Origin of the sequence: Priestia megaterium (assembly GCF_023824195.1) — a bacterium.
In the GTDB taxonomy this organism is placed as follows: Bacteria; Bacillota; Bacilli; order Bacillales; family Bacillaceae_H; genus Priestia; species Priestia megaterium_D.
Map to the genome: position 1 here is coordinate 304,613 of NZ_CP085442.1, position 12,808 is coordinate 317,420.

The 12,808-nt window shown below is 38.3% G+C and carries 14 protein-coding genes and 1 riboswitch; of the genes, 9 read left to right on the forward strand and 5 right to left on the reverse strand.

Annotated features, from left to right (window positions below):
* Positions 1-12: 12 nt before the first annotated feature.
* Positions 13-1,767: a sensor histidine kinase gene (locus tag LIS78_RS01655; RefSeq protein WP_252284566.1), complete on the reverse strand. Its 1,755-nt coding sequence runs from the start codon at positions 1,765-1,767 to the stop codon at positions 13-15.
* Entirely contained in the window at positions 1,764-2,489 is a 726-nt protein-coding gene (locus LIS78_RS01660) for a response regulator (RefSeq protein WP_252284567.1), read from the reverse strand. The genes LIS78_RS01655 and LIS78_RS01660 overlap by 4 nt, the downstream gene beginning before the upstream one ends.
* 170 nt (positions 2,490-2,659) lie before the next feature.
* Here LIS78_RS01660 and LIS78_RS01665 point away from each other — a divergent pair, with 170 nt between their 5' ends.
* The 7 genes from LIS78_RS01665 (at position 2,660) to LIS78_RS01695 (ending at position 9,452) form a co-directional block, all read left to right on the forward strand.
* Complete coding sequence (locus LIS78_RS01665) at positions 2,660-3,874, forward strand: DUF418 domain-containing protein (RefSeq protein ID WP_252284568.1); 1,215 nt, start codon at positions 2,660-2,662, stop codon at positions 3,872-3,874.
* A gap of 36 nt (positions 3,875-3,910) precedes the next feature.
* The gene (locus LIS78_RS01670) at positions 3,911-4,594 is read left to right on the forward strand and encodes an ABC transporter permease (RefSeq protein ID WP_195781387.1); all 684 of its coding nucleotides are present in this window, start codon (positions 3,911-3,913) and stop codon (positions 4,592-4,594) included.
* A 1-nt stretch (position 4,595) separates the two neighbouring features.
* Positions 4,596-5,528, forward strand: a complete 933-nt coding sequence (locus tag LIS78_RS01675; protein ID WP_195781386.1) for an ABC transporter ATP-binding protein — start codon at positions 4,596-4,598, stop codon at positions 5,526-5,528.
* Positions 5,529-5,674: 146 nt separating this feature from the next.
* Positions 5,675-6,268, forward strand: a complete 594-nt coding sequence (locus LIS78_RS01680) for an undecaprenyl-diphosphatase (RefSeq protein WP_252284569.1) — start codon at positions 5,675-5,677, stop codon at positions 6,266-6,268.
* A 151-nt stretch (positions 6,269-6,419) separates the two neighbouring features.
* Entirely contained in the window at positions 6,420-6,839 is a 420-nt protein-coding gene (locus LIS78_RS01685) for an organic hydroperoxide resistance protein (protein ID WP_013055083.1), read from the forward strand.
* 106 nt (positions 6,840-6,945) lie between these two features.
* A riboswitch (cobalamin riboswitch) is annotated at positions 6,946-7,128 on the forward strand.
* Positions 7,129-7,261: 133 nt separating this feature from the next.
* Positions 7,262-8,059, forward strand: a complete 798-nt coding sequence (locus LIS78_RS01690; protein ID WP_252284570.1) for a HoxN/HupN/NixA family nickel/cobalt transporter — start codon at positions 7,262-7,264, stop codon at positions 8,057-8,059.
* Between the two features lie 229 nt (positions 8,060-8,288).
* Positions 8,289-9,452, forward strand: coding sequence for a M20 family metallopeptidase (locus tag LIS78_RS01695; RefSeq protein ID WP_195781383.1), 1,164 nt, complete (start codon positions 8,289-8,291; stop codon positions 9,450-9,452).
* Between the two features lie 74 nt (positions 9,453-9,526).
* Here the strand turns inward: LIS78_RS01695 and LIS78_RS01700 are convergent, their stop codons facing one another.
* Entirely contained in the window at positions 9,527-9,949 is a 423-nt protein-coding gene (locus LIS78_RS01700; RefSeq protein ID WP_045292014.1) for a DoxX family protein, read from the reverse strand.
* A gap of 305 nt (positions 9,950-10,254) precedes the next feature.
* Between LIS78_RS01700 and LIS78_RS01705 the strand changes: the two genes are divergently transcribed.
* Positions 10,255-10,779: a type 1 glutamine amidotransferase domain-containing protein gene (locus LIS78_RS01705; protein ID WP_013055087.1), complete on the forward strand. Its 525-nt coding sequence runs from the start codon at positions 10,255-10,257 to the stop codon at positions 10,777-10,779.
* A 133-nt stretch (positions 10,780-10,912) separates the two neighbouring features.
* On the opposite strand, the gene LIS78_RS01710 is transcribed toward LIS78_RS01705, so the two are convergent.
* A complete protein-coding gene (locus LIS78_RS01710) occupies positions 10,913-11,068 on the reverse strand; it encodes a hypothetical protein (protein WP_014461889.1) in 156 nt (51 codons plus the stop codon).
* A 347-nt stretch (positions 11,069-11,415) separates the two neighbouring features.
* On the opposite strand from LIS78_RS01710, the gene LIS78_RS01715 reads away from it, so the two are divergent.
* Entirely contained in the window at positions 11,416-11,904 is a 489-nt protein-coding gene (locus tag LIS78_RS01715; RefSeq protein ID WP_195781382.1) for a DinB family protein, read from the forward strand.
* Positions 11,905-11,929: 25 nt separating this feature from the next.
* Here LIS78_RS01715 and LIS78_RS01720 read toward each other — a convergent pair whose 3' ends face one another.
* A complete protein-coding gene (locus tag LIS78_RS01720) occupies positions 11,930-12,682 on the reverse strand; it encodes a lipase family protein (RefSeq protein ID WP_195781381.1) in 753 nt (250 codons plus the stop codon).
* Positions 12,683-12,808: the final 126 nt, after the last annotated feature.

Below are 12,808 nucleotides of genomic sequence, written 5' to 3' on the forward strand. Positions count from 1 at the left end.
AACAGCCGGAGGTTAGTCCGGCTGTTGATCTGCTGAAAGAGGAAGGTGCAAGATAATGGCAGTGCCTTCGTGAAGAGTAGATCTTACTTCGATATGGCCTTTATGAAGTTCACAAATAGCTTTTGCGATGCTCATGCCAAGTCCAGCACCTTCTGTTTTTTCGGTTGTATTTGTGCCGCGGTAATAGCGGTCAAATAAATTTTTCTGCGTTTCTTCATCCATTCCAATTCCATCATCTTGAATCGTAATCAAGACGCGGTCACTTTTTATCGCGGTCGAAATCGTAATGGTAGTGTTCTTAGGGTTATGTTTAATAGCATTAAAAATTAAATTATCAAGCATTCGTTCAAACCAGCGCGGGTCAGCTTGAATAAAAGGTTGAAGATGAGCGGGCACATAAGAGAAGTGAACATTTTCAATGGTTCTATCGTTAACGAATTTTAAAACAATATGCTGAAGTAATTGATGAACGTCCACTTTTTTTGTTTCTAAAACAACCACGTTATTTTTAAGCTTAAAGGCCAATGAAAAATCCTCTACAAGCTCCACCATGTATTCACTTTTATCACGGAGTGTTTGGCCAATTTCTTTTAACTCTTCTTCGTTCCAATTGTAATGGCCGCTTTCAAGCATATGCCCATATCCTTGAATCGTTGAAAGAGGTGTGCGCAAATCATGTGATATTCCCGTCATCCATTCTTCGCGAGTAGTTTCTAGCTGCTTTCGTTCTTTTTCAGCTAAGCTAAGCTGCTCCGCCATCTCATAAAAAGCTGTGATTACTTCTGAATACAAACGATATTGTAAGCGTACTTTTCCATTCTTCCGAAAGACGCGCTTCCGCTCTTTTTCTGTTAGCACTTCTGAATAGTTTCCGCTTCCCATGCGCCCGAGCCAGCTGGTGAAGAGAAGTAAGGGGCCACCGTAACGAAAAGCGTTCCAGATGGAGAAAGTGATAGTGGCTATAAGAACAGAAACAGCCACGATAATGGAGATCATCCAGGCTGTTCGAATAATAGATTCATCGGTTATACTGTGGTAATTATTAGGAGTGTAAAAAATCCATGAAATTTTCTTCTTCGAGTCATGGAATACAGTAGCTGTTGAATCATATTTATCTTGTTCAATTTTTCGGGAAATAATTTCTAAAGGATCGTAATGTTTTTTTTCTTTAGGCATTCTAATGGAAGCTAAGATATCACCGTTATCATTTAAAATTTGAAGCGAAGCATTTTTTTCTTTTAACGCCTTTTTGATAAGAGGGATATCGCTTTTTGGAGGCACACCTTCTTTATTATAGTTAGCATACATAGCATATAGCTGGTCTTTTAAATCACTTTTATAGCCCAAAATATAATAAGTAGGTGTAGTCAAAAAGGTATCAAGTTCTGTTACTACACTATAGCCTCTAAATTTCTTGGTTTTATCCATTTCTAATAATTCGGAAAGACCGTATTGGTGGGGCAAGTCTTTTGGTGAGTTAATTTCTCCAATTACTTTTCCTTGTTTGTTCAGCACTTGATACCATAGTCCTTCCTGTTTAAGCTGTTTTGCTAAATCTTCTGAAACGTTCGCTTTCCCGTTTTTAACCGTTGTGTCCGTAGTTAATACGCTAAGTGACCCAGAGGGCAAGTCTCTTTTGATATCTTGCTTTGTAAGGTAATAGCCTAGAAATATTAAAGCGCAAAAAAGAATGCAGCAAACACATACAATAATCGCAATAAACTGAAATGAAAAATGAAAGGTCAACCTTCTTTTAATTGATTTCATAGCGCTTTTCCGTTCACTAATTTATATCCAAGTCCGCGCACCGTAACTAAGTGTTGTGGATTGCTAGGATTACCTTCAATTCGTTCTCGAATTCTTCGAATATGCACGGTTACTGTATTGTCGTCTACAAACTGATTATATCCCCAGACAGCTTCAAGAAGCTGTGATTTAGAAAGAACAATATTCATATTTTTACAAAAGTGAAGAAGCAATAAAAACACTTGTGCGGGGCAAGAAACCGTTTGACCGTCCACAATGAGTTCTCCTGCCGATTCATCTACAGTAAAACGATCAAACTCATAGCGATTTGACGATTGTGGTTCCGTTCTTATAGAAGTTCCTTCAGTCAGCGCTTGCTTTCTGCGCAGTCGTGCTTTAATTCGTGCTGCAATTTCTAAAGGATTAAACGGCTTGGTTACGTAGTCGTCTCCTCCCATGGCGAAACCCGTTAGCACATCCAAGTCGGATACTTTGGCTGTTATGAATAAAATATACGCGTTTGAGAGCTCACGAATTTTAGGACAGATATCAAATCCGCTTTGATCGGGAAGCATTACGTCCAACAAAATAATATCAATTGTTTGATTATGTAAAACATCCAGCGCTTCTTGAGCGGCGTGAGCTTTATAAATTTGGTTGAATCCTTCTTTTTTTAATACTGTCTCCAGCATTTTGACGATGGCAATTTCATCATCAACTAGCAATATAGACGCATCTTCCAACGTAAATCACCTCTGTTTCATTTCATACGTATTCGATTTTAGCATAAGAACATTACGAAAAGATTAACAAAATTGGAAAATGTTAAGGAAAAGATAATCTCCCGGTTATTTTCTTGAAAACTTCATTTCATATACTAAATGCACAGACACATAGTAAAGGAGTTAAAAGGATGAGTAATGATTTTAGGCGGGTTAAAGTAATTGATAGTATGAGAGGGTTCAGCTTGTTTGGTATTTTACTAGCGAATATGCTGATTTTTCAATATGGCATTTACGGAAAGGATATGATTCATCTCTTCTCGCTATCACCAAGTGATTCAGCAGCCTATGTCTTTTTAAAAGTAGCGGTAGAAGAAAGCTTTATGCCTATTTTCACTTTTTTATTTGGCTATTCAATGGTGAAGATGAAAGAAAGCTTAGAAAGAAGAAAGCTAGGCGTGAAAAGGCATTTCTTTCGCCGCTTTCTTCTGCTTCTAGGGTTTGGCCTACTGCATGGTGTGTTTTTATGGGAAGGAGATATTCTTACGTTTTATGGAATGATGGGGGTATTTTTGTTACTTTTCTTTTTAAACCGTAAAGCTAAAACACTTTTGGTGTGGGCATCGATTTTGCTGGTCCTTACAGGAGCAGCCGGATACGGTTCATTAAACGATAATATGTATCTTCTTAGCGATAAACAAACGCTTACGACATATGTAAAAGATACGATTCATGTGTATGGAAGTGGAACTTATGAACAAATTAAAGACCACCGCAACAATGTTGATCCGATGAATATGGCAGGATATAAATTTGCTTTTGCCTTCTTGTTTACGCCATTTATAATGGGCGCTTTGTTTTTATTTGGTATGTACGCAGGGAAGAAAAAGTGGTTTTACGACGTTTCAGCTAATCAAAAACAGTATGGCCACTGGGCGACCGTGTTGGTTCCGCTTAGCTTGCTGTTAAAAGGAACTATGTACCTGTGGCCGGATGCTAATTGGGCTGGCTCTACACATATGTTAGGGGGAAGTCTTCTATCTCTTGGTTATATTGCAGGCTTTGCTTGGCTATATGCGAAATGTGAAAAGTCATTTTTGATGAAGGCTTTTGAAAGCGTAGGAAGAATATCACTTAGCAATTATTTAATGCAAACGGTTATATGCACGACGATTTTTTATGGCTATGGCTTAGGCTATTTCGGAAAGCTCGGCATGATTGCAGGAATTTTCGTCTGCATCGGTATTTACGGAATTCAGCTTATCGGTAGTTATATGTACGTGCAAAAATTTAAAACTGGACCGGTGGAAAAGCTGCTGCGCATATGGACAAATTTTTCTTGGAGTGGAAAGCCAAAAGAGAAAAAAGCTTTACCGACAGAAGTAAATCATCCTTTTGTTGGATGATAGGGGTCAAACTTATGTGAAAAGGAGATTTTAAAAATGTGGGCCATTAGTATAAAAGAGTTTCAAAGCTTATTTAAAAGTATTAAATCAATTATCGTTATTTTAATCGTATGCGGTGCTTCCTATGGAATAGCTTATGTAGTTAGCCAATTTGGAGGCCAATTGACAAGTGCCCAAATTCAAGATGGAGCTAACGGTGGAATTTTGCTAATGCTTCTCGGGTTCGGACCTTTATTTGTCTCAAGTCTTTCTCATAATGTTATTAATCAAGAAATTAAAACAAGAACAGCTAGATTTTTAGTTACCAAAACATCAAGAGAACGTATTGTGCTAGGAAAATTCTTAGGTATTTGTTGTTTCTGGCTTGTTTGTATCTCTATTTCTTTTCTACTGATTGCGTTTATTTCGCATCATTTTTCTTTTTTTACATTTTTAGAGTGCCTACTATTTACTATGTGTATGATTTCATTTGTATTAATGCTTTCAGCTTTGGTGCCAAATCCAACTCATACCATGTTTTTATCGATTATTTTATCGCTTGTTTTACCGGTACTGAGTGAATGGAGCATGTTTTCCTCAAAAGAATATATTGCATGGTTTAAGTATGTAACACCTTACTACTATTTAGAGCTGGAGAAAGGCTATCTAACAGTTCTTTTTATTTTCGCAGCGTTCTGTTTATGTACGGCACTTTGGAGTTTTAAAAGGAGAGAAGTATAATATGTATGCCATTGAAACAAGTAAATTAACTAAAAAATATGGATCTAAAACAGTTGTTAACGGTATTAATTTACAGGTACCACAAGGAGAAATTTACGGGTTTTTAGGAAGAAACGGAGCAGGGAAGTCTACATTTATTAATATGCTTACCGGCGTTTCATTTCCTTCAGCAGGAGAATTTACGCTGCTGGGACAGAGTGATGTTGATTTAGAGCTTCAGAAGAAAATAGGCGTTCTTCCTGACTATGCCAACTTTTACGATGAGATGACAGCGCTCAATCACTTGCGCTATTTTTTAAAGATAAATGGCCATCGCTTTTCCAAAGAACACTGTAGTGATGTACTGAAGAAAGTAGGTTTAGAAGGACATGAGCATCAGAAAGTTGGAAAATTTTCATTTGGGATGAAAAAGAAGTTAGGAATCGCTCAAGCAATTGTAACAGACCCAGATCTTATCTTTTTAGATGAACCAACTTCTGGAGTAGATGTTGAATCTGCTCTTCACATTCATGAACTAATAAGAGAACTCCAAAATCAAGGCAAAACGATTTTTATGACGTCTCATAATTTAAATGAAGTCGAGAAGATTTGTACACGTGTAGCAATTATGAAAAATGGGGTCATTTTAATAGAAGGTACAATGGAAGAGCTGCGCTTTCAATATCAAGCGAAAAAAACGGTGATGATCAAACATGATCCTTATCCAAGCAGTCACAAAGAATATATTCAACAGTTTTTCCGTACGTTGAGTCCCGAAGTTGAATACCATCACATGTACACAAAAGTGATGCTTCAAAAAGAAAGAAATATTCCTCTTATTATTCGCGAATTGATTCAATGCGGCATCGACATTTATCAAGTTCACGTCGAAGAACCTTCTTTAGAGGAAATCTTTTTGCAAAAAAATATTGTGGATCACTCACAGGTGAGTTAATGAGCGAAAGTCCGTTGGTTTACTACTCAGCCTGAATACATTATTTATAAATATCAGTTAGGAAGCTTCTGACAAAAACATGTTTATTTTCTCAAGAAACTGATAAGATAGCTAATGACATTTAAAAATAAGAAAGGATTTCGATTATGTTATCAGCTATTAATTCAGTAGATTATACCATTTTCCACGCGGTGAATCAGTATGCCTCACACGTAAAGCCTCTAGATTCGCTGATGGTATTCTTTGCAGATTATGCCCAGTATGTACTTATCGTTTTACTCGGCTTGTTTTTACTTATTAATAAAAACGGCAGCCGTGTTGTAGCATTTCAAGCTTTATGTGCTTGTGCCACAGGAGTCATTATCAATAAAGTGATTAGTTTATTTGCTTATCGAGATCGTCCGTTTATCTCTCACCACGTGAATCAGCTTATTGATCACGCCGCAAATTCTTCATTTCCAAGCGATCATGCTACATCTGCATTAGTTATCACTTTTACCATTTGGCTGCATTTCAAACGTTCAGGGCGCATGTGGGTTGTCATGGGTGCACTCATTGCATTTTCACGCGTATGGGTTGGCGTTCACTACCCATTCGATGTGTTAACAGGAGCCATTTTAGGCTGCGTGCTGGCGCTGTTTATTCATTATGTTATTTTTAATACGAAACTGATGAGGGCTATTACCAACCTGTCTATTTTTCGAAAATCAGCTTATGACGAACAGTCTCAATATTATTAAGAAAAAGCCGCAAATACGCGGCTTTTTTATTGGGAAATTTTTAATGTATTTAATACTTGTTTCTTAAAATTAAATTGTGTACAATTAAATTACAGGAACGATAAATGAAAAATTTTTAATAAAATTAACGAAAAAGAGGAGAGATTTATACATGAAAGCTTTATATGAAACAACAGTTGTTAACACAGGTGGAAGAACAGGAGAAGTTCACTCTTTAGATAACATCTTTAACTTAGATGTTGCAACACCTCCAGCGCTTGGCGGAGAAGCAACAACAGCAACAAACCCAGAGCAGCTATTTGCAGCTGGATACAGTGCTTGTTTCAACAGCGCGTTAGAATTTATGCTGAAAAAACATAACGTAGAAATCAAAAGCAGTGAAGTAAAAGCTACTGTTCAGCTGCTTCCTGATAAAGCTGATCAAGGAGTGAAAATTGGAGTAGCGCTTGAAGCTCATATCGAAGGCTTAGATTTAGAAACAGCTAAAAAATATGTAGACCTAGCTCATTCATACTGCCCGTATTCAAAAGCAATCAGCGGCAACGTAGACGTAACGGTAGAAGTAGTTTAATTGCTTTAAAAAGCCCTGCTAAGCATGTAAAGCTTAGCAGGGCTTTTTTATTTGAATTTTCTCTATTCATTTGTAAGCAGTACTAGTATAATGAGGAGGAAAATGGAATCATTCGCACAGTTTAGGTGCTCTTACATAGCGTAAGAGGTAACAGGGAATCGAGTGCAAGTCTCGAGCGGTCCAGCCACTGTAAGCAGGGAGTTTTCTATCATATCGTCACTCAAAATGGGGAAGGCGGTAGAAAATGATGATCTCAAGCCAGGAGACCTACCTATTCTGTACACTTGACTCTTCTAGGAAAGAGGCGGTGTATCAAGGTACGCAGTGAGCAATTGCTGTTTATTTTCATATGCCGACACATCCTCAATTTCTATAGAATTGAGGCTTTTTTACATTTTATTTTAAAAAAAGGAGTGTAGGAAATGGAAGGTTTATCAGTTTTTTTACTTGTCTTTTTATTAGGAATCAGGCACGGATTGGATGCAGATCACTTAGCTTTTATTGATGGCCAGACCCGATATAATTGGCGAATGGGGAGCCGTTTTGCCCCGTGGATCGGAACGCTGTTTTCACTAGGTCACGGAGGAATGGTGGCCGTCACGGCTGGGGTGCTGGGCGTGGTGATGAAGAATTTTACGTTTCCATCATATTTCGATAATTTTGCGTCTTGGGTATCCATTATCTCTCTCTTTCTGATTGGGACATTAAACACATATCATTTGCTTCGAACTAAAAATAAAGAAGAAGATTTTCAGCTGAGCGGATTAAAAGGGAAGTTTATCCCGAAAATCGCAAAAGGAACAACTAATCCTTTTTTAATTATTCTTGTAGGGGCGCTGTTTGCTTTAGCAGCTGAAACGGTCAGTCAAACGGCCGTGTGGTCTCTAGCTGTAGGAAACGCAGGAAAGTATACGCCGCTTTTATTAGGACTAGTGTTTATGTTTGGCATGATGCTCACAGATACAATCGATTCAATGATTGTACATAAAATGGTGAATGAATCGAGTAAATTTGGACAATCTGCTTCCCGCTTGATGGGCTGGGTTATTGTTGTCCTCGCGTATGGTGTGTCATTCTATTTAGCATTCACTTTCTTTAACCCATGGGCCGAAGTAAACTTTGAAATGGTTGGCGTTATTCTGTTTATTTTTTTAGTGTCTATGTTTGTTTTTGTGAGTGCGAAGTCAAAAGGGAAAAATATTAAAATAAATGTCAATTAGTCAAACGAAAGCTTTAATCTGTTGAAGATTGAAGCTTTTTTGTATGAATTTGTTGAAGTTTATGGCTATTTTCGGTCGGTTACGAATAAGTTAAAGTATTATCTGTATTTAAAGGATGGAAAATTGTCTGAAAACCATTATAATTAAGGATAATTTAAGGTCATTATGTGAAACGTAGAACATAGTTATACGTACGATAAATAAAAGCATTTAATGCAAGCAGCAGGGGTTGTTTGGAGGAGGAATTGATTTGAGTCAGGTAATGGTAGAACAAAGTGTATTTAGTTATTTAAAAGAACATGAACAAGAGATGCTTGAAGATTTAGTTGGATTTGTGAAAAAAGAATCACCGTCCTACAGTAAAGAGTTAGTAGATCAGTGTGGAATGTATTTAACGCAGCTGTTTCAAAAGCGTTTAGGGGTAGGGTACGAAATCATAGAAGAAAAAGAAGTAGGAAACCACTTGAAATTTACGATTGGAGAAGGAGAAAAGCAGCTTTTAATCATCGGTCACTTTGACACGGTATGGGAAAAGGGAAGGCTGAGTCTAAGAACAGAGGGAAACAAGCTGTACGGTCCGGGAATTTTAGATATGAAAGGCGGCATTGTACAATCTATATGGGCGATTAAAGCGATTCAAGAGCTTGGCTTAGCTTTGGATAAAAAGATTGTATTTTTCTGCAATTCAGATGAAGAGATTGGGTCAATTTCTTCTAAAAAATATATAGAAGAAGAAGCACAAAGAAGTGAAGCAGTGCTAGTGGCAGAACCTGCTGTGGCGGGTTCAGGCGCGTTAAAAACGTCGCGCAAAGGAGCCGGAATTTTCACCATAAAAGTGTGGGGACGAGCAGCACACGCAGGGAATCACCACAAAGAAGGAATCAATGCTATTGAAGAGCTGGCGCGCCAAGTGATTTTCTTGCAGGGCTTAACAGATTATGAAAAAGGTACAACGGTGAACGTTGGGACGTTTACGGGAGGCAGCGGTACAAATGTAGTGCCGGAATATGCAGAAGCGCACGTGGATTTACGTGTTTCTACAGAAGAAGAAGCGAAACGCATGACGGATATTATTTTGAATTTAACACCCATTTTAAAAGGGATTAAGCTAGAAGTAACGGGAGGCATGAACCGACCTCCGATGGTCAAGTCTAAACAAACGGAAGAGCTATTTGAATGCGCTCAGTCAATCGCGGCCAAACTGGGAATGAAACTAGAGGAAGCAGCTGTTGGCGGCGGAAGCGATGGCAATTTTACAGCGGCCATTGGCGTTCCCACGTTGGATGGGTTAGGAGCATGCGGAAAAGGAATACATGCGGAATATGAACATATCCAAATTGATACGTTGTCCGAGCGTTCTTCTTTATTTGCGAATTTGCTGCTGCAAATATAAAAAAAGCCCGCCTCAAACGGCGGGGCGGGGACTAACCTGAAAGCTTATATTGGGAGAGTATAAGCTTTCTTTTTTTATTTACTGCTTTCTTCTTGAAGAGAAAAGGCAGTTTCTTTCTTTTTGAATACCACTCCATCAAGAGCAAGGAACTGGCTTCCTGCAAGGAACAAGTGAGCAGACATGGCAATTAAGGCGATATCAAACTCAAATCCACCTACAAATCCGCTTTTAAGCTTGGCTGTAAAAATAGCCCCAAGCATAACGGCCACAAATAAAGCAGCTACGACTCTTGTTGCTAGACCAAGAATAATAAGAACCCCACCTACAAGTTCAATCGTTGCAACAATATATGCCATAAAACCAGGGATTCCTAAGCTATCAAAGAACCCTACTGTATTTTCAATCCCGCCTTGCCATTTTTGAAAGCCGTGTACTAAAAATGTAAAACCTAATACTAAACGAATAATAAGTGAACCAATTTCGACGTTTTTATTCACTTTACTTCCTCCTTTAAGTGTATTTGAAAAACACTACGTTATGTAGTGTAAAAGCCCGAAAAAAGAAATATAGCAATTAAATCAGAAAGCCTTTCTTGTTTGGATAATTTTACAACATTATGGACATCACACTACACATTGTAGTGTGATGTTTGTCCCCAGTCAAGTAAAAATATGAAATTAGACCATTTGGCATACAAAAGTTTTCTGAAGGACACTTGAAAAATCCTTTAATTATGTACAAGTTAGTCCCTTATTTTCAATCTTATTCTCCAGCATGCTATACTGGTGGCGGAGGTGTTACGATGCGCTTAGAAAATAAAAGAGTTATTGCGCTTGTTAGTGCAGACTTTGAAGATCTAGAACTATGGTATCCAGTGATGCGTCTTCGAGAAGAAGGAGCAGAAGTACATTTAGTTGGAGAAAAAGCAAACGAAACGTACATGGGGAAATACGGTGTTCCAGCCGTATCGGACTATGCGTTTAAAGATGTTGATCCAGCTGAATATGACGCTATTTTAGTACCTGGAGGCTGGGCGCCGGATAAACTGCGCCGCTACCCTGAAGTAATTGAAATGGTTCGTCATATGGATGAACAGCAAAAGCCAATCGGCCAAATCTGCCATGCAGGATGGGTATTAATCTCTGCAAAAATCTTAGATGGCCGAAACGTAACAAGTACGCCAGGAATCAAAGATGATATGGAAAATGCGGGAGCTATTTGGCATGATGAAGCAGTCGTAATCGACGGCCACATCATCTCAAGCCGCCGTCCGCCAGACCTTCCTCCTTATGCAAAAGCATTTGCTGATGTACTAGCAGAGCAATAAGAAAAAAGCCGAAACCACATTGGTTTCGGCTTTTTTCGGAAGGTCCGCTAAAAAAAGAAATGATAAAGCAAATAAAAAATTATCATTAAAAAAGCGAGCAGATGCATCTGCTCGCTTTTGTTCGTGTTTCTTATCAGTAACTTGCTTTTTGCAAGTGTAAAAACAAAATGATTACTTTCTTTATAAAATCCATGATTACGGTTTTTGTATGTTTCGTTGTTGTTAGGGCACAATTAGCATTGATTGTGCTTGCATGGATTTCATCCATTGCCGCGGTTTGTTTTTCCACATGATCGATTAACCTAAACGACGCAAGCCCTACCTCTCTTGCATCCTTACGGCTCCGAAGCCGATCCAGTGTGAATAAGTTTTGTTCAAAGACATGTGTCGAATGCCAGTATTTTTACCTTGCATTGTACGATACATCCTTTCAAGTTACTTTCACTATGTCCAGCTCTTAAAGAAAAGCCAGAAATCTAAATATAACACCTCAGTTGATCTATGTCAAATAGAAAATATGATTTTTTTCACGTGAAACAATTGTAGCTAAAACATGGTTAAGTAAAGGGATATCCTTTTTATATAGAACAGTTTTTTGATACGATAAGCTAGAGGAATCCTAGAGGGGGATTAAATATGAATAAAAATGAACAGTTTCGAAATGACGTATTGAGCAGTGTGGAATCATTATCATATGAACAATTAAATCAACAGCCAGCATCTAATACATGGAGCGTTATGCAAGTATTAAAACATTTATATTTGATGGAGCGCATGATTGTTTCACGTGTAAAAGATCAATTAGAAAACGGTGTAGATCAGCCGACTGAAGATAAGCCGTTTCATTTAGCAGTAGATCGTTCACGAAAAGTAGATGCACCAGCACAGGTCACACCTTCTAATGAAAAGCAGACATTAGAAGAAATGAAGAGTAAGCTGGCAGAATCAAGAGCGGCTTTAGTGGAATTAGAAGAGGCAGCCAGTGAAGATAAGCTAAAGAAAAAATCGTTTCCGCACCCTGTGTTTGGGTTAATGGATTTAAAGCAGTGGATTGATTTTATTGGCTATCATGAAAAGCGTCATCAAGAACAAATAGAAGAACTCAAAACAGCAATTGGTGCATAAAAAAACAGGCAGTCCGCCTGTTTTTTTATTTTTGGACCAAAATAGGATAGTCCGACATCATCCAAATACCAACACTGTATGTTTGGGGATTATGGTTTCCAACAGTAGAACCTGTTTGAATCGTAAACGAGAGTTGCAGAGGGTCTTGATCGTAATAAATCGTTTGCTTGGTGGAAGGGGAATAGATCCGCTTCGGAGGGATTTTAGGAACCGTATCCGTCGTGTTAACAAAACAGCGGCTATTTGAAACAAGATTTGTGTATGTTTGAACGAATTGAGGATTGCCTACTCTAGGAGCTCCGTAGTTGTACATTGTAACTTCCGGAAGAGATGCGTTTGTGGCTACGTCTAAGGCGTGAAGAGTAGCAAGTGCGCCACCTAGGCTATGCCCTGTTATATAAATGGGCTTGGTGGGAAGCGATTTATATGCTTCAAAAATTTCATCGCGGCATGATTCGTAAACGGCTAAAAAACCTTCATGAACGAGCCCGGCTTGTTGATTGTATGGATAAGGGCGCTGTCTAATGCGAGCATCAGTAATCCAGTCTGCCTCGGATTGAGTTCCTCGAAAGGCAATCACAATGGCTTCATCGGATTCTAAAATAAAACCAAACCACTCTTGCACCCCTACGGCAGAAGCTTTAAACGATTTAATAAGCCTGTAGTCTTCAGGTACATCAAATGTGCCTCCCTGTGCATATTGCTTATAAGCTAAGACGCACGCATAAAGAAGGTTTAAAGCTAAGGGTCGATCAAATAAAGGCTCTATTCTCATCATTGTTTTTCACACCTTCTAATAGAAAATAACTCCTATAGCCTATGTATTCCTGAGAAGAAAGGTGCAGATATCTCTTTTTTGAACACGATAATTATGGAATGTAATCGGTTTATCGTTGGATGTTTT

Excerpts from the sequence above, each read along its gene's own strand:
- LIS78_RS01655 (WP_252284566.1), bottom strand. The coding sequence starts at position 1,767 with ATGAAATCAATTAAAAGAAGGTTGACCTTTCATTTTTCATTTCAGTTT.
- LIS78_RS01665 (WP_252284568.1), top strand. The coding sequence starts at position 2,660 with ATGAGTAATGATTTTAGGCGGGTTAAAGTAATTGATAGTATGAGAGGG.
- LIS78_RS01670 (WP_195781387.1), top strand. The coding sequence starts at position 3,911 with ATGTGGGCCATTAGTATAAAAGAGTTTCAAAGCTTATTTAAAAGTATT.
- LIS78_RS01675 (WP_195781386.1), top strand. The coding sequence starts at position 4,596 with ATGTATGCCATTGAAACAAGTAAATTAACTAAAAAATATGGATCTAAA.
- LIS78_RS01680 (WP_252284569.1), top strand. The coding sequence starts at position 5,675 with ATGTTATCAGCTATTAATTCAGTAGATTATACCATTTTCCACGCGGTG.
- LIS78_RS01685 (WP_013055083.1), top strand. The coding sequence starts at position 6,420 with ATGAAAGCTTTATATGAAACAACAGTTGTTAACACAGGTGGAAGAACA.
- LIS78_RS01690 (WP_252284570.1), top strand. The coding sequence starts at position 7,262 with ATGGAAGGTTTATCAGTTTTTTTACTTGTCTTTTTATTAGGAATCAGG.
- LIS78_RS01705 (WP_013055087.1), top strand. The coding sequence starts at position 10,255 with ATGCGCTTAGAAAATAAAAGAGTTATTGCGCTTGTTAGTGCAGACTTT.
- LIS78_RS01715 (WP_195781382.1), top strand. The coding sequence starts at position 11,416 with ATGAATAAAAATGAACAGTTTCGAAATGACGTATTGAGCAGTGTGGAA.
- LIS78_RS01720 (WP_195781381.1), bottom strand. The coding sequence starts at position 12,682 with ATGATGAGAATAGAGCCTTTATTTGATCGACCCTTAGCTTTAAACCTT.